This is a genomic window from Cyclobacterium sp. SOCE241 (genome assembly GCF_056867545.1).
This window is the reverse complement of record NZ_CP149779.1, coordinates 1,014,869-1,032,227: the sequence shown is the minus strand read 5'-3', so window position 1 is coordinate 1,032,227 and position 17,359 is coordinate 1,014,869. Positions and strand designations below refer to the sequence as shown.

The following is a 17,359-nucleotide window of genomic DNA, read 5'->3' as shown; positions in this document are numbered from 1 at the left end:
TCGCGCTAGCGAGATTCACGAGGAGTTTGTGCGGTATGCCTGTAGCGTATGAGTAAAGAACTTGTGTTTTCCTAACCCTCCGGATCGAAGACCGATCAGCTCGCAAATTCGTTGATTAGTTTTCGTTCCGATTTTTGAACGGATGTATCAGTAAATAATTAATCGGATTCTTTCCAAACTGTTGAAGGAAACAAATACTTGGTTGGTTTCTCGCCATCTAAGAACAGCACCAACTTAATCCAAAGATCATCTCTTAATCCTCTTTCAAGGTTAGATTTTGAGACAAAGGCATAATTCGTCTTCTCGATATTGATCTAGCGGCATAGAATATCATGCTCTGACTCCCCTACTCGATTTATGACCTTGAAATGTGCTCCTTTATGATATAGATAACTCGGAATAACATGATGATTTTCAGAAAGTAAGAAAGCTGTTTTCTTGATGGTCTCTGCTAGCTGATCTAGCAACACCATCAATAGCTTCCTCATCTGTATGCCCGGTTGAAATCTTATGAAGATCAATCCTTTTCGATAAATTAAAGCACCTTTCGCTTGGTGCATTTATTTGTGTTTCCGGTATAATTCTTGGCATTACAATTTGTTCTTTTAACATTTGAAACTTTACTCTTTTCCGTAACAAGGTAAGAATTTTAAGAAAGCCAAAATGATGTTCGTGCTTGCTGAGATTTGATAGATTGTTGTTAAAGGTTAAAACCTTAACTATTAAAAGGGAGTTTTTCAAACTATTGTACCTCAATCGCGATCTTGAAGTTTCAGAACTCGTACATAATCCCAAAAATAAAACAGCCACGCAAGGATTATTATTGCTAAAATCCCTACGCAGCTTTCAAAAGTCTTTTAGGCGATTATCAAGTATGGTCTGCTCTTTTCAAAACATACTGTACCAAGCTAATTCCACCGCCTACAGCCATTCCTGTGCTGATCCAGAATGTAAGTTGGCTATTCATGTCTACTTTTAGGATGCCAAGCATGGTAATGCCTATGCCTAAACCTATGGCTATACCTATAGCGGTTCCTATGGCTACTTCGATTGTTGTTCCGATTTGAATGTTTTTGTTAGTTGTCATTGGATTATTATTTTATTGATAAATGAGTTGTACTTAATTGGTAAAGATCGATTGCTTAAAATTTCATACCTATGTAAATATTGGGCTCAAAGAGGAAATAATTTCTCCATTTGTCATCCAGGGCCTTAAAATCTTCCGGTGTATTGGTGTCCAATACCCAAAATTGGGAATGTACCTGAGGTTCAATAAAAAGCGTTTGCTTTTACCAAAGCCAATATGATAACCTAAGTGAAAGGAATTGTACAGCTTAAAGCCACTGTCAATTTTTTCATTGTTCTCATCCAGATAGGTTTTGAATTGTGGCAATACTTCTACCGTGGCAAACAATCCTTTCCATAACATGCGCTGATAGCTAAAGCCTATGCCGGTTTCTCGAACGTGTCCGGGATAAAATTCGCTTCCGGAATCTACCTTGTCCAAAAGCCCATCCCACCACAATATGCCCATAGGTTGAAACAATCTCCAGCTGGCTAGCTTTAGGCCAATGATGTTTTTATTGTCTAAGTTGCGTTTTACATGAAGTTCAATATGCTGTGTATGGGTTTGATCGGTCCAGGAATCTTGTACCAATTGAGGTAAAATAATTCCCGGAAGGCTTACCCTATATTTGTACTTTACAGCGGAACCGATGGCTTTCTCATTGTTGGTTTGAGCAAAGCCGGAAAAAATTTGAAAACAGAAAACGAGAATAAGTAACTTTTTCATGATTAAAATTTTTAATTTTTTGAATAATATTTTTGTGATTATCAGTGGACATTTGTGCCTATTGACAGTTCAAAATTGGGAAAGAAAACAAGGTCAATCGTCCTGATATGAAATTCTGGACCCTTTGGTGTATTTCAGTACTTTTCAAATTTTGCTTTGATCCTGACCTTATCCAATGGCAAACAATGCCGTGATTATGATGATATCCTGTAAAAAGTGAATCAGCCAGGCCCAAAAGATGCCTTTGGTCTCTAGTATGGACTTGGCCAAAAACCAACCTAGAAATCCCGAGACAATGGCTCCTGTAAAACTTCCAGGGGTTCCAAAATAGTGCACCGAACCAAACAGCAATCCAGAGACAATGGCAATTTTTCCATCATCATGAACTCCTTTTAGGGCCACAATTACTCCTATTCTACAGATGATTTCTTCCACTAATGAATTCACCAAGGCTACCAATACGGCCAAAGGAAACACTGCTGCTAATTTTGCTAATGAAGGGTTTGACTCCTCCCTGAAAAGCTGCAAATAGATCACTATTACAGTTACCAAGGAAATAACCAGTGCCCATTCAATGCCGGCTTTTTTCCAGGTTTCATTTGGTTTTGGCTTGATTCCAAAATATAGGGCCGGTAGGAATATTTTATTCGAATCTCCCTTTTGGAAATAAGTATTGAATACTTTTTTCCTTGAGTAGCTAAAGACCATCAGCATCACCAAAGCGAGCAGGAATGTCACCATTTGATAGCCCAATTGTTGGTTGATAACTAGGGAAAATTTTTCCGATAATTCAATCCCTCGAAGATGAAAGGCAATGGTTGGTAAGGACAAAGTGGCCAGGATGGTTTGAAGCAATAACCAATAGTTTTTCGCGTGTTTCATAAATTTTAGCTGTTAATGTCCACGAATAAGCTTTTGCTATTTAGCGGATTAACGCTTTCTACATTCCATTAAAACTTTTACCATCAACATTACCGCATCTTTTGAAGCCTCCAATTGATTGAGGGTACCCACCAAATACATATCCAGATCCGGACAATAATACATCGATGTACCATTCATTCCTGAGTGTCCGATGACCTCCCAATTTGGTAAGATGGGAAAGAGTTGCTTGAAGGAGATTTTCCGTAAACCATAGCCATAGAACATGCCTTTGGTTTCTTTGACCCACTTTTGCATCTTTTTAAAAGTTTCGGCAGAGAGCAAATCTCCTTCCTTTAGGGCGATTTGAAAACGGATCAAATCTTTGCCTGTAGAAACGATGGCGCCACCGGCCCAATCTGCACTTAAACTTTTAATAGTGCTAATTTCGTGTGTGCCGGCAAACATTTCAGCCATCTGAGCGGTCGGTTGAATAGAATTAGACCTTAAGTTGAGGTAGGTATGTTCCATCTGAAGGGGTGTAAAAATATGCTTAAGGAAAAAATCGTGAAGCTCCATTTCACCAATGTTTTCAATGATCAAACCCAATAAAACGTACTCTGTATCAGTGTAATAATAGTCAGTGCCTGGAGTAAAAGTAGGTTTAAAATGGTCCTTTGAAAAGTCAACTAATTCTTGCGGTTTCCAGAATCGGTCCGGCTGAGATAAAATCAAATCAAGCATGCTCGGTGAACCGTCTATGGGTTCCTCAAGATAATCGGGAATTCCGGAGGTATGTTGCAGTAAATGCGAAATCCTGATCGAATCCCCATAATCCACTCCGTCCATATCATGCAATCCTTCCATTAATTCAGGAGATAAATATTTCGCAATTGGATCTTCAAAGCTAATTTTTCCTTGATCTACCAGTATCCCGATGGCAGTTGCCGTAAAGGTCTTGCCTATGCTGGCCGTATAAAAAGGATTTTGAATGCTCACTTCCCTCCCATCCTTAAATGTTCCTTTGGCCATATGCCATTCAAAATCATCTGTAGGAGAATAAAGGGACAGGAATACATTGTGTACATTTTCCTTCTTCAGTTCTTTCTCCAATAATCGATCAATCTTTTGAATTACTTTGTCCTGATTTTCTTTTGCCAGCAAGGCAATGGTACTTGTCATGCAAATTAATAATGTAGCTAACTTTTTCATTTTCTTTTGATTTTGTACGCTACAAAGGTCTCTTCAAGAGGAGGAAATATCGTCCTGAATATCTCTTCCGGTGAAATCTCGGACTTCTTCAACCTTAATAATTGAGGATAATTAATAAAATGCTTGTTAAGGGCATTCAAAACCTTTTTGTCTTCTTAAAAAGCCATGAAGTAGTCCTAAATTTCATAATCCCGTCCCAAAATACAATCTGAAACGATCCCCTTAGCAATGCCTACTACTTTTGGATCATCTTAAAATTAAAAAGTAAAATAAAATGACAACGCTAATGGGAAAATTAAAAGTAATGCTGGCGATGGCCTTCTTGATAAGTTTAGCTTCTTGTATTGAGGAGGATGCCAACCCTCCTACGGATGCTAATTCTGAATATGATTCTGCGGAAGCCTATTTGGAAGAATTAGGATTTACGGGAAGTGTATTGATCAGCAAAGGAGATGAATATTTATTGAAAAGGGGATTTGGCATGGCTGATCAAGCCAATAATATCCCTAATGATCCCGGGCTAATCTATCGGATTGGCTCAATTACTAAATCCTTTACCGCCGCTGCGGTGGTCAAGCTCAAAAGAGAGGGGTATATCAATAGTTTGGATCAAACTTTAAGCGAATTTTCACCGGATTTCCCTTATGGAGACCAAATTACCATCCAACATCTGATGAATCACCAGTCCGGTATTCCAGATTATGTAGGGCCGGTTGAAAACTATGCTGAAGAAAACAATTACCACTTTGATACAGAGGAAATTTTTGATATTATCATTGAATCCATTGAAGAGGATGGTTTGGACTTTATCCCCGGTGAATTCTTCGCTTACTCTAACTCCAACTATTTGATTCTGGGTCTTCTTATAGAAGCGCTTACGGACCTTTCTTACCAAGAGTATTTAAGCCAAAACATTTATGCACCGTTAAACTTAAACCATACGGGCAAAGGCCCTGATACCATAAGTGGAGAAGAAAGGGCCAAAGGCTATAACAATGGGCAGGAAGTAGGTCCTTATCAAATGGAGATTGCCTACAGTGCAGGTGAGATAGAAAGCAATATTGAGGACCTTGAAAAATGGGGAAAAGCACTGCTTTCCGATTTTTTTACCGAAGGTGAAAAGGAATTAATATTTGCTCCGCCACTGGAGCAAAACAATATCAATGTACCCGGAGCGGATTTTTTACCCTAAAAATCAATGAACAGGTTATCTACCATCATGGAGGAGATATCGACGGTTTTACCAGTCTTTTGGTACTGTTACCGGAGTCAGAGGGTTTGATTATTCTGCTTAGCAATGAACAAGATAAAAGCGAAGAACGCTACCAAATCATGGAGACCATTGTCAAAAATGAATTTTAACCTGCAGGATGTTTTAGGATTTCTTGAAAATTAAAGAGGTTATATAGTGTAACCTCTTTAATTTTCTCCAAAAATAATTCTCGTTTATCTCTTTATGGTTTTTTTAAGTTAACCCGATGAAAATCAAAAAAGCCATTGTTTCCTCCAAACCTCTCTAAAACTTCGGTATTATCCAATTTCGTATTCTTCTCCATTTCGCAATATGCATGGTAAGAAGCATATGGATATTTTTCAACTAAAATCTACTCCCATCCCTTTACCTCACTGCTCCGGCGATTGCCTGAATCATCAACCCAATAGATGTACCAAAGTTTGGCATCTGACGGGATGCTTACTGTTCCTTTTGCTTTATCGAGTGGGATCAATTTCCATTCCCTATCCGGACTTCGTTTCTTATCCCCAGTGTAGGCCAAGTAAACTTCTTTTGAAGCATGAGAAATGGAATACTTTGCCTGATCCCCTTTTTCCTTCAATTTAATTGAACTAATAAATTTGGATTTATTTTCCAGCTTGGTACTTATAAAGTGGTTAATTTCCTCGGGTGCTGCTCCGTGAAGGTGACTGTGTTTCATTTCCGGTATAAGCGTAAACTGTGCATTCTTAGCCAGATTGGCTGTTTTTTGCCAATTCTCAACGAAATAGGCAAAGTCATTGGTGCCATTTACAAAAAGCATATCTGCGCTTGCATTTCCCACATAACTGGAAGGATCCCAAAGTTTTACCCAACGATTTGTTTTAGTTACTCCAAGGGAATCAAATTGTTTGTCCCAGGCACTGCCTATCTGTAAAAAGCCACAGCCATACACAGGTACAGCCGCAACAAAGCGCTGGTCTACTCCTGCTACCAGATTGGTTAGGTACCCGCCCCAGCTTATGCCTGTAATGGCTGTTTGTTCCGGATTCACCTCATCAAATGACCTTATCAGGGAATGTGCTCGGATAATACTTGATACAGAATGATATTGCCATTGTTCATTAAAACCCTCGCTTAAACGGTAAAATTTGTGCACATCGTCCTGATTAGGGCCTCCAGCCTCCATTCTTGTGCGTTTGGATCCCCAAGGGTTGTCTTGCTGTTCACTAGGTAAAGGCTGGTCTCCACCAAGATCCATGGCGATAGCAGCATATCCTCTTATTGCCCATTCCTTAACCCATATTTGAAAAGCCGTTCCTCCCCCACCATGAACCAGCACAATTCCAGGAAAGTCCCCAGATCCTACATTCTCCGCCCCAAAAGTAGCCGGACTGGCGTAGTAGGCGAATACTTTGGTTATCTTTCCTTCATATTCCTCACCGGTATAGGTCAAGGACCATACAGAATCAGATTGGTTCAGCCATTCAAAGTCAGGGGCTTGAGATAAGGTTTTTAAATCCCAGGGAATTTCTTCCTCAAGGTCTGCAGGAAGTGCCAAGCCACTTTGAGCCAGGACGATGCCTTGCAAAAGGAATAGTGATAAGCCGATTATAATGGTTTTTTTCATATCAGGAGATTTTGTAGATAAGCTCAATTCTAACTTTAAAATTGCTATGGTAAATGGGAAATATTCTTGTAATCTGAAGGTACCAACTCAGTAATATAGTCTTTTGGCAAATTAAGGTATGGTTTACACTTTAGGTATCCAAATCCATTGCAAGTTGTACATTGCCTTGTATTACTTCTATATGTTGGTGTATTGCCAGAACCATTACAAGTAGTACAGGTTGTTTTTCCTTCTTTATTACAAGACCAAGCATAAATGTATTCAGCATATGCTTTTTCTAATTTAAGGCAATCTTCCGAATTGGCCATATTAGATATTTTACATAAGCTATAATACAAATAATAAAAAGCATTATAATCTTTATCATATACAGATGTCCGTTCAAAACCTATTTTAGCTAATTGATAAGCTTTTGTTACATCTTTTTCCCTATTGTTCCCAGTTGCCAAAGCTAAAATTGTTGCAATATCTGAATTTGAATCTTCATAAAGTTCTTCTTTAAGTTCCCAAAAACTAGCCTTTTTTGAATCTCTAATATGTTGGTACGCAGAATTTCTATAAATATTGGACAATTCTCTCGCAAACTGATTATCATTTGTTGCAGCAGTCTCCATAACTTGAACCCCGGTTGTAGCTAAATTAGGATCTCCTCTTAAATAATTTATATGATAAAGATTATATCCATAGAACCAATCATCTTCATTTATTGAATGGCTGACAGTATCTTTATAAATCAAATAAGTATCAATCGCTTTTTGGGTTTGTTCCCAAGTTCTATTTATGAAAGGGCTTCTGAAAATAATATTAGAATAATCATAAAATACCTCTGAACTCATTTTTGAGGAATTACGCTCAATAGATCTACTATATATATAGCTTAAAGCACTAGAAGAGTTACCCGCTAATTCAATAAGTTTTTTCTTAACACTTACCCTGGATTTGGAATACAATAAACTTAAAAGGATATCTTGACTTATATGAAACCTGATTTTTTCATGGAATTTTTCTACTGCCTTTAAAGTATCTTTCTTAATATTATTTCCTTCAAGGTATATTTTACCTAGAGCTACTTTAGCTAGGGGTTGTATCAAACTATCTCTTAGTGATAAAATATGGTATGATCCCAAATCAATATCCTTTTCCACACCATATCCTTCATAATAACAATATCCTAGCATCTCTCTTGCTGGGTCATATCCCTTTTCCGTCAATTCCTTAAAAGCTGTAAATGCAGCTTTATAGTCCTTTGTTACGCCATGTCCAAATAAATAAAATAATCCTATATTATATTTTGATTCAAAATCCCCAAGGTTTGATGCTGCCAAAAACCAAGGAAAAGAGTCCTCTTTATTTATTTTATACATTTTTTTATTACCAAAGAAAAATCTTGATACTTGAATGAGGCTACTTTTTTTAAAAAATCAATATTTCCCTTTTTCACAAGCTTATCTAGCCTTTTTTGTTTATATCCTCTTACGTATTTGAATTTATGATCAAAAATCTTATATTCCTTTTCGGTCACTATAGGGCCTAAAATCTCAAAGGTGTAATTCTGTGCATTTGAGAGAAAGGATATAAATATAAATAGTATAGTTAAATATAATTTAATGTTCATGTTATAAATCATTAGTTGTATTTAGATTAATTTTAAATCAAATAAACTTTAAAATACATTTAGTTTGAAACTCCAATTAACTCCTAATATTTGAACATAGCGTACTCTACTCCATGATTAAGAAAGTTTGAGAAGTAAAAAACAAAGATTTGAAAATCTACTAGAGAATGCTTTCCATGAAGATACCTAGTAAAAACTACTAATTCTAAAAATTTTTAATTTCCTTTTTTCTCTCTACTTAAGAGTGCTATCGAGCTATCCATGGAAATTGAAATGAAGCAGTGGATGGGACCTATTCTTTCCAAAACATTATCTCTTAACTAAAAGAATTTTTGAATTGTACCTTATTTGGCTGTGAACCTGAATATTATAGCACTATTTGGGTTCCAATTCTTTAAAAAATTTATGTTTTTTTTATTTCCAGCGAGGGGTAATTTTGATTTTGTCGTCTAATAATTCAAATGAAAACGACAAACTAAATCTGAACTCCATGGTAACGATTAAAAGCCTTAATCGCATTAAATTTTTCCTTGCTATTCCTCTACTCTCTTTTGCTTGTACTGAAGACGAAGAAATATTGCCCGACACTGTGGCTGATGAGATTTATATCAATGAAATATATGCATCCGGTGAAGACTGGATTGAACTGTATAATCCACAGGAAACAAGTGTGGACTTGGGAGGATACACTTTATCAGATGAGGGCAATGAATATGCCATTCCTTCTGGAACAAGCATTGCCTCTAAGAGTTATTTGGTTTTTTTATGTAATGATTTAGGAACAGGGCTAAACACCAATTTTAAGCTCTCCTCCTCCGGCGAATTGGTTGTATTGGAAAATGGAGTAGGAACAGTCCTTGACCAAGTGGAGTTTCCTGATTTAGATGAGGGCCAATCTTATGCGAGATTTCCGGATGGATCTGGGGACTGGGCGATAACCGGTACGGTAACTCAAGGTACTTCAAATGGTGATGGTAGTTCACCTGCCATAAATTCTATCGATCGTAACCCTTTAGTACCAGGACTTGATGAAAGTGTAGAAATTTGGGCAGAATTAATTTCAACAGCTGCTGTGGCAGAAATGAATCTGTACTACCAGCTGGATGATGGCGCTTTTACAGTGGTAGAAATGACCTATGAGAGTGGTACTTCATATGTAGGAACAATTCCTGCAATTTCAACAGAGGCTGTTGTTTCCTATTATGTTGAAGTCATAGGTACTGATGGAAGCTCGTCCTACAAACCTTCAAGTGCGCCCGAAAATACAGAATCGTATGAAATCAATACAGACGTATTGCCCCAACTTTTTATAAATGAGTTTATGGCCAGTAATGAGAATTGCTGTCCGGATACAGATAGCGGTGAAGAAGAGTTTGATGATTGGATAGAAATATACAATGCCGGAACCTCAGCCATAAATATTGGAGGAATGTACGTGTCAGATGATGTGGAAGATCCATTTATGTACCAAATACCTTCAGATGACCCTGAGGCCACTACAATACCAGCGGGAGGTTATTTACTACTTTGGGCCGACGGTTCCACAGATCAGGGAACGCTACATCTTGATTTTAGCTTGAGCTCAGATGGAGAAGCTATAGGTTTGTTTTATGTTGACGGAAGGACCATAGATTCTTATTCTTTTGAGGAACAAAGTGAAGATATATCTTTTGGAAGGACTTCAGATGGTGGGGAATCCTGGAGTGCTTTAACATCACCTTCACCGGGACAATCTAACGACTAAAAAAGGTAAATATGTTTGAATTATTTCCGGACCAGCCTGTATATGAATATCCTCAGTTGGTAAATATAACTTATGGCTTTATATGGGCCTTTATTCTATCTTCAGTGATAGCCATAACCCATAGGTTAACCTTTATAGGAACATATTATCCCAATAATTTTTTCAATCGCTGGTGCTTGGAGCCGTAGTCACTTCATTGGTAATGATGGCCATAGGCGACAGCCTGGCTCGTGGTTTGGGAGTTTTTGGTGCCATGGCCATCATCCGGTTTCGAACCAGGGTTGATGATCCAAGAGACGTTTTGTTTTTGTTTGCAGCATTAAGTACAGGATTGGCCATCGGAGTTTATGGATATACCATATCTTTTGTCGGAACAATTATCTTTTGTTTGATTGCTTTTATGCTTCATTTTTCACCTTTTCGAAGTTTTACGCATAATAGCCAGCTGACCTTTTTAATGGTGGATGCTAAGGGTATCAGGCAAATTACATCACTTCTTGCTACCTATTGCATAGAATTTAGAGAGTTGTCCATTTCTCAAAATGCAGACAAACAATATAGGTATCAATATGCAGTAACCTTAAAAAAAGATACAAATACAGCTGACCTTGCAAAAGCCCTTGAAAATATCGAAGGGGTTATTCAATTGAAATTAGCTTCCAATGAAACATTAAATAGATGATGAAAAAGACAAATTGGTTTTATGTATTTATTGGGTGCATGCTTGTAAGCATGTTGTATATCAGTGCCAAATACTTCAAAGGAAGTGGTGAAGCTTCCATTGGTATTGCAGAAACTACTGAATACAAAGTAAAAACAGAAAAAACAGCGTTGGTAAGATCAGTCAATGTGGTACCTGGAATGGAAGTAGAAGCCGGGCAATTATTAGTTGAACTTAGCAGTGAGGAACTAGAAGTAGACATTGCCCGCCTTTCCAACCGTATTTCCATGGCGAAAGCCGAATTGCGAGAAAAAGCCAAACTTACCAATGCAAAAATTGCTTACATAAAGGCTGAAAATGGCATTGAAATAGAAGAGCTGGACGAAAAGGTAATGGAACTGGAAAGTGAAATGCGTATGAATGAAGCCCTTACCAAACAATTTATTACGGAAAAAGCAGTTGAAGTCAGTGCTCCTATGGCCAGAAAATTAAATTCGTTAAAGGTACAAAAAGAAAGACATTTGGAAGCCCAAGCCATTAAAATTGAAGATTTACTTCAGGAAAGTGAAGCCGATCAACATATCCTGCAAAATCAAATCCAACTATTGGAGAGTGAACTTAAGATTCTTCAAACAGAAAAAGGTAAATTAAATAAATATGCAACGGCTTCCGGTGTAGTAGAAAAAGTGTATGTAAAACCTGGTGAACAGGTAGATGCTTATGCCCCATTGCTAGAAATTAATCCACTTCATCCTACCACAGTAGTAGCTTATTTGGTTGGAAAAAAAGCAAGCACTTTTGGCGTTGGCAAGGAAGTTAATGTAGCCTCCTATGACCAACAAAGAAACCTAGTAGCAGGTAGAGTCATTGGATATGGATCAGTAAGCGAATTGCCTGAAATTTTACAAAAATCCACAGCTATAAAGGCATTTGGTCAACAGGTATTTATAGAGATTCCCGGAGAAAATGCCTTCTTCAATGGAGAAAAGGTTTTGATCAGGTAATTATGAGGTGTCTTTTAATATTATGCTTAATCTTGCCCATGTTTTCACATGCTCAGGTGTCAATGGAATCATTTTTAACAGCTGTATTGGAAGATCCTTTGATACGGTCTTTTGATGAACAAGACAGTTATCTAAATGCTTCCCCTATAACCTGGCACCAGTCAAAGAATTGGAACTACGTACAGAAAGTAACCAGCTTGATGGTGGGCGTCAAGAATATGCCCTTCGAGTTAAGCCTTCTAACCCTTGGGAAGTAAAAAGAAATAATGAATATTTTAATACCTATCAAGAATTGCTCAGTCTGGATCGTCAGCGTGAACTAAAGAACATGTTAAAGATTCGGTATGAAACCATTATTGAGTGGACCTATTTACAAGAGCAGAAAACTTTGAAAGAAGATGACCAAAAACTTTCTGATGCATTAGTTAGTATGCTAGAAGCCCAACAGTTTTCAAGTTTCTTTGACGCCAATGAGTATGCAGAGTTAAAAATAGAGCAGATTGAAAAAACCGCCTCTTTGGAAGATTTATACTTTGAAGAAGATAAGTTAATCAATACAATTGCTAAATTGTATCCCTACGCCCAAAATCAGACCATTTCCTGGTCAATGGATGATCTAATTTCAATAGATAAGCTACAAATGATCACTGCTTTGGGAGAAATCAATACCGGAGAAGGAGAAATTGCTTATCGAGAAAAGAAAATTGCATTGGCAAAATCCGAAATGGCATTGGAAAAACCAATATTGATATGGGCTATTTACAAGCCAAATATGAGCAATACCGAATTGAACAAGACCGAAGCCCATGGAGCATAGGATTGGGTGTAACTATCCCTATTTTCAATCCTAATAAAAACAAAATCACGCAAAGAAAATTAGAAATGATCGAAGCTGAGGGTGAGTTGAATGAGGCAAATATCCTTCAAGAGTCTGGATTTAATATGGCTTCACAAAAAATCAAGCAATTTATTATACGTTACAGAAAGTTGGAGAAACAACTGGAAAGTATGGACGTGGATGCTTTAGCAAAAAGGCTACAAGAGATGAAAAGCAGCAATCCGGTTGTAATGATCCAGTTGAAAAGGAGCATGATAAAGTCTAAAACAATTGCTGCAAGGCTAAAAAAAGAAATTTACCTAGCTTATATTGATTACCTGTCATATGCCGAAATGCTTCAGCAAAGTCCTTTTAAAAACTACCTGAGTCAAGAAATGAATTAGTTAAAGTACCCATTAATCATTTCCTTATAGGTAGAATGACCCTTTGCTATGCTTCAGCATCAAAAGCCAAATAAAAGTGAATACTTGGCAATAATAGTTTCTGCGCCTTTTAACACTTCTAATGACATTGGCGGATTAGTAGAATTTGGTTACAATATTAACCTAATTCAATTTTATAATGTTAATTTTTTTATTATTAGGAAAATTTGAAATGTTTTAAATGGTTGGCAAGTGCCCGGTTACTGGCATACACAACCCCCTGCTGGTTCATAAAGGTGGTGTCAGGAGAATTTAGGTGTAAATTATCTCCTTTACTATTGGTTACAGGCAAAGCCAATTCTTCAAAAATTAAGCGAGTGGCAGCAAAATCCCAAATGCTCCCTCCTCCTTTTTCCTTTCTGGGGAATTTAAAATAGCAAGCATTTCTATGAGACAAAACGGACAATGCGTTCCGAACTGCGCCAAAACCAATATGATAGTACACATTGGTAAGATTCTGACCTTCTGCCCATTGCCTTGTCTTGGCTTTTAGTTCTTGAAAATAACTTGCATCCTGCATACTTCTGTCTATGTAAATATTTAATGAATCATCATCGGCAGATTTTGCCAGACTAAAAGATTGACCATTTCGTACAATCCCTTCTCCTTTAATCGCACTGAAACACAAATCCTCATCAGGTATATAGGCCACTCCGACCATAGGATCTCCAGATCGAGAAATAAGAGCAATGGAAACCGCATATCCAGGACGCTGCTCGGTAAAAGGCAGTGTCCCATCTAGAGGATCAATGCACCAAAAATAATCTTTAATTAAGCGGGATTCATTATCTGCAGCTTCCTCTGTGAGTAAACCCAGATCATGCTTGGCTATATTGGGAGCCAAATGTTTTAGTATAATGGCCTGGGCCTTGAAATCAACTTCGGTCACTACCTGAGATGCCTTGGAATATCCTCCTTGCTTTTCTTGTTGCCTATAAGATTGATCTACCTGTGATTGTATCAATTTCCCAGCTTCTACGCTTGCTTCAACGGCTTCCTTGCAAAGTTTTTCTAAATCGTTTTTTTCGAGCATTTATTCACTATTTAGTTCTTCTATTACAGCTTGTGTAAGTTGTTTACTGTAACCATGCATCTTCCAATGACCTGTACTCCAGCCATCAAGGAAGCGGTATAGGTCTGCCCAAGCATATTTATAAAGCACTGACCATTCTTGTTTAACCATTTGAAAATCAATATGTTTATCCATCGCTGATTCAAGTACATTAAAATAATGGTTTAACAGTTCCTCTTCAAAGTGTTGGCAGTCTTCCTCTGCAAAACAACTGCTAATAAAGTAAGCCACATCCTTTATGCCACATCCTTTGCCCACATATTGAAAATCCACAGCTGCCACCTGGTTTTCGGGACCAAAACAGAAATTTGCTACCTTGGCATCTCCATGTATTAAGGTCTGAAACTTGGCTTCATTAAGCCTCTGATCAATGGCTGAAGCCATCTGCTTTAGAGATTTATTTTTCATTTTTGCCAACTCATCTGGCCTTGTATCCAGGTACCAATAGCTGCCTATTTCCCAAAGTCCTTTAGGTTGAACTTGCATGAATTTCCCATGGAAATTTGCCAGCCAAGTCAAGCAATTTTTGGCAGCCGAAATTGAAACGGTTTCAGGCTTCAGTCGGATAGGAAAACCTGAAGCATTGAGGTCTTCCATTATAAGCAATCTCATATTTCCTTCAGCTTCCGCATGTAGCAATTGTGGCACACGGCAATTCGGATTGGTTAAAGGGGCATAATGTTGGTACCAGTAACTTTCCACTGCATAGGATTGGACTTTTCTTTGATGAGACAAATCCGTGTTCCAACCTCTGGGATGCTTACCGGTCTCGGGAAGTAAAATATGCTTCACAATTATCGACCTGTGCTTCCCTCCTTCTAATGTATAGCGTTTTATAGTGCCATAACCACTCCATAAGGTTTGCACCTGTGCAGTCTTAAGAATGGCTGTCGCTTCTGTACATTGTAGGATTTGGGATTCGATTGAGGGCATGGACTGTATAGGATTTTAAATATATGGAGGTGTATGGTTACTAAATAAAAGGGCTGTCTTATTTACTAACTGACGCTAACTTAAAACCAAATTACCGAAATTTTCTTCTTATAGGCGAATTCTGTGTGGAATTATACATATCTGGTGATTTCTCTTCATATGGACACAAATCCCTCCTTTAAGGAGGAAAAAGGGAGATTTTAGTAAATGGCTATCTGATGTTTATTTCCTATAATTCATCGGGCTGATAAAGTTAGCAAGTGAACCGCATCCGCTAAATATAAAATGCACAAATCCCTCCTTTAAGGGGGAAACAGGGGGATTTTTTCAATTAAATCACTTTTGAAATAGATGGGTATTTACCCAACAAATTCAGATTTACAATGCATTTTAACTCTTTGAAACCAAGCGGTGTAAGGACGAAAAACTCCGCCTTTTGTAAAAGTTTCTACAAAAATGGCAAGACTGATGCGAATTTTTAGGCTCAGTAAGGTTAAATTACCCCTTCAAAATGCTAACAACCTTTAAAACACTAGACAGATTATGCCCCGCTTATTTAGATTACCCAAATTTGTTTATACGAATTTTTCCGCTTGCCATAGGTTTTGGAATTACATCTTATTCACCGTTTTACTAATCAGCTTTTCTTGTGAAAATAAGCAAGGAGTATTACCTACTGCTGATGAAGATAACGGTGGTTTAATTCTTCCGGGTGGATTTGAAGCCTTAGTGGTGATCGACAGTGCAGGCCCAACCCGACATATTGCCGTTAACGATAATGGAGACATTTATGCCAAACTGCGCTTTTCCAGAGATAAACAAGGAGGTACCATAGGCCTTCGAGATCTTAATGGAGATGGAAAAGCCGACTCCGTAGTCCGTTTTGGAGACTATGAAGATGTTGGCGGTTCTGCTGTGGGAGTTACCATTTACAATGGATACTTGTATACAAGCACTGTTAATCAAGTTTTGAGAAATAAATTAAATCCTGGAGAGTTGGTGCCTAGTAGCAGAACGGAAGTTATCCTTACAGATACCCATCCCAATGTAGCCCGGAATTGGCATACGACGAAACCTGCTGCTTTTGACGGGAAAGGAAACATGTACATTCCGTTTGGTTCCCCTTCAGATGCAGGGCAAGATATTGAGATATTTGGACCAACAGGTACTCCGGAAGGAAAAGGTTTAGATCCCAGTCCTGAACGTGAGATGAATGCAGGGGTCTGGAAGTTTGATGCCAACAGAGAAGGGCAAGTTCAATCAGATGGCGTTAAATTTGCAACCGGACTACGTAGCATTGTCGGCATGACTTGGAGTCCACTCGATGACCAACTTTATGGAGTAGTCAACGGAATAGATAATTTTCATACCCTATACCCAAAATTATATTCATCTTGGCAAGCTGCAGTATTACCATCAGAAAAATTAGTAAAAATAACTGAAGGAGCTGATTTTGGCTGGCCTTATGCCTATTATGACCATTTACAAGGTAAAAATGTTTTGTCCCCAGGTTATGGTGGTGATGGTAAGATAGTAGGCAGGGCTTCAGAATTTGATAATCCTGTAGTTGGATTCCCTGGGCATTGGGCTCCTATGGAACTATTATTTTACCAGGGAAACCAATTTCCGGAACGCTACAAACAAGGCGTTTTCATTGCATTTCATGGGTCCACCGATCGCTCCCCATACCCACAATCAGGATTTATTGTCTGCTTCGTTCCATTAGCTGATGGTATAGCAAGTGACTGGGAGGTATTTGCAGATGGTTTTGCCGGGGTAGGTACGGTAGAAAATACGGGAGATGCCAAATATCGACCCATGGGTTTGGCTGAAGGTCCTGATGGATCCCTTTATATATCTGATTCCAATAAAGGTAAAATTTGGCGGGTCATGTTCAAAGGGAGTAAAGATGAGTTTGGAGATGAACAACTTAAAGAAATGGAGCGGCAAACCGCTCATAAAACATATATCAAAACCCCTATTGAAGGCGTGGATAATTTGGACAAAGGTTCATTGCTTGAAGGAGGCATTCTTTACAACACTTATTGTGCTACCTGCCATCAGCGAAATGGGCAAGGGGACAATAATAGGTTCCCTCCCCTAGCCCAATCCGAGCGCGTTGTTGGGGATCCTGAAATACTTGTTGAATCAATTCTGAACGGCATACAAGGTGAGATCACAGTACGTGGAAAAACTTTCAATGGCTATATGCCTCCTCATGCTAACATTTTGGACGACCATGCTGTGGCTTCCATAACTTCTTATATTCGTAACAGATGGGGAAACAAAGCTACTGCCATAAGCCCGAGTGAAGTTTCCAAGATCAGGGCCAAGGTAGTCAAGTAAACGCACAGGTGCTCCT

General features: G+C 38.2%; 17 protein-coding genes. 8 read left to right on the top strand and 9 right to left on the bottom strand.

What is annotated here, in order from left to right:
* Positions 1-414: 414 nt before the first annotated feature.
* From WG932_RS04890 to WG932_RS04870, 5 genes are all read right to left on the bottom strand, one after another.
* Complete coding sequence (locus WG932_RS04890) at positions 415-591, bottom strand: SRPBCC family protein (RefSeq protein WP_157466837.1); 177 nt, start codon at positions 589-591, stop codon at positions 415-417.
* 277 nt (positions 592-868) lie between these two features.
* Entirely contained in the window at positions 869-1,087 is a 219-nt protein-coding gene (locus tag WG932_RS04885) for a hypothetical protein (RefSeq protein WP_483087171.1), read from the bottom strand.
* 69 nt (positions 1,088-1,156) lie between these two features.
* Positions 1,157-1,792 carry a hypothetical protein gene (locus WG932_RS04880; RefSeq protein WP_483087170.1) on the bottom strand — a complete coding sequence of 212 codons (636 nt, stop codon included), beginning with the start codon at positions 1,790-1,792 and terminating at the stop codon, positions 1,157-1,159.
* A gap of 168 nt (positions 1,793-1,960) precedes the next feature.
* Positions 1,961-2,674: a CPBP family intramembrane glutamic endopeptidase gene (locus WG932_RS04875; protein WP_483087169.1), complete on the bottom strand. Its 714-nt coding sequence runs from the start codon at positions 2,672-2,674 to the stop codon at positions 1,961-1,963.
* Positions 2,675-2,722: 48 nt separating this feature from the next.
* Positions 2,723-3,865, bottom strand: coding sequence for a serine hydrolase domain-containing protein (locus WG932_RS04870; RefSeq protein ID WP_483087168.1), 1,143 nt, complete (start codon positions 3,863-3,865; stop codon positions 2,723-2,725).
* A 274-nt stretch (positions 3,866-4,139) separates the two neighbouring features.
* Here WG932_RS04870 and WG932_RS04865 point away from each other — a divergent pair, with 274 nt between their 5' ends.
* Positions 4,140-5,057, top strand: a complete 918-nt coding sequence (locus WG932_RS04865) for a serine hydrolase domain-containing protein (protein WP_483087167.1) — start codon at positions 4,140-4,142, stop codon at positions 5,055-5,057.
* Positions 5,058-5,469: 412 nt separating this feature from the next.
* Here WG932_RS04865 and WG932_RS04860 read toward each other — a convergent pair whose 3' ends face one another.
* Together WG932_RS04860 and WG932_RS04855 are read right to left on the bottom strand one after the other, a co-directional pair.
* The gene (locus WG932_RS04860; protein WP_483087166.1) at positions 5,470-6,708 is read right to left on the bottom strand and encodes an alpha/beta hydrolase family protein; all 1,239 of its coding nucleotides are present in this window, start codon (positions 6,706-6,708) and stop codon (positions 5,470-5,472) included.
* 44 nt (positions 6,709-6,752) lie between these two features.
* Positions 6,753-8,072, bottom strand: coding sequence for a hypothetical protein (locus tag WG932_RS04855; RefSeq protein WP_483087165.1), 1,320 nt, complete (start codon positions 8,070-8,072; stop codon positions 6,753-6,755).
* Between the two features lie 741 nt (positions 8,073-8,813).
* Here WG932_RS04855 and WG932_RS04850 point away from each other — a divergent pair.
* The 6 genes from WG932_RS04850 (at position 8,814) to WG932_RS04825 (ending at position 12,953) form a co-directional block, all read left to right on the top strand.
* Positions 8,814-10,067: a lamin tail domain-containing protein gene (locus tag WG932_RS04850; RefSeq protein ID WP_483087164.1), complete on the top strand. Its 1,254-nt coding sequence runs from the start codon at positions 8,814-8,816 to the stop codon at positions 10,065-10,067.
* A gap of 11 nt (positions 10,068-10,078) precedes the next feature.
* Positions 10,079-10,255, top strand: coding sequence for a hypothetical protein (locus tag WG932_RS04845; RefSeq protein ID WP_483087163.1), 177 nt, complete (start codon positions 10,079-10,081; stop codon positions 10,253-10,255).
* The gene (locus WG932_RS04840) at positions 10,240-10,749 is read left to right on the top strand and encodes a DUF4956 domain-containing protein (RefSeq protein ID WP_483087162.1); all 510 of its coding nucleotides are present in this window, start codon (positions 10,240-10,242) and stop codon (positions 10,747-10,749) included. Before WG932_RS04845 ends, WG932_RS04840 begins: the two co-directional genes overlap by 16 nt.
* Positions 10,746-11,732, top strand: a complete 987-nt coding sequence (locus WG932_RS04835) for an HlyD family secretion protein (RefSeq protein WP_149393260.1) — start codon at positions 10,746-10,748, stop codon at positions 11,730-11,732. The genes WG932_RS04840 and WG932_RS04835 overlap by 4 nt, the downstream gene beginning before the upstream one ends.
* Positions 11,733-11,901: 169 nt before the next feature.
* Positions 11,902-12,549, top strand: coding sequence for a hypothetical protein (locus tag WG932_RS04830; protein ID WP_483087161.1), 648 nt, complete (start codon positions 11,902-11,904; stop codon positions 12,547-12,549).
* A complete protein-coding gene (locus tag WG932_RS04825) occupies positions 12,483-12,953 on the top strand; it encodes a hypothetical protein (RefSeq protein WP_483087160.1) in 471 nt (156 codons plus the stop codon). The genes WG932_RS04830 and WG932_RS04825 overlap by 67 nt, the downstream gene beginning before the upstream one ends.
* Positions 12,954-13,149: 196 nt before the next feature.
* Here WG932_RS04825 and WG932_RS04820 read toward each other — a convergent pair whose 3' ends face one another.
* Positions 13,150-14,025, bottom strand: coding sequence for a 3'(2'),5'-bisphosphate nucleotidase CysQ family protein (locus WG932_RS04820; RefSeq protein ID WP_483087159.1), 876 nt, complete (start codon positions 14,023-14,025; stop codon positions 13,150-13,152).
* A complete protein-coding gene (locus WG932_RS04815; protein ID WP_483087158.1) occupies positions 14,026-14,997 on the bottom strand; it encodes a phosphotransferase in 972 nt (323 codons plus the stop codon).
* A gap of 543 nt (positions 14,998-15,540) precedes the next feature.
* Here WG932_RS04815 and WG932_RS04810 point away from each other — a divergent pair.
* Positions 15,541-17,343, top strand: coding sequence for a PQQ-dependent sugar dehydrogenase (locus tag WG932_RS04810; RefSeq protein WP_483087157.1), 1,803 nt, complete (start codon positions 15,541-15,543; stop codon positions 17,341-17,343).
* The last annotated feature ends 16 nt before the right edge of the window (positions 17,344-17,359 follow it).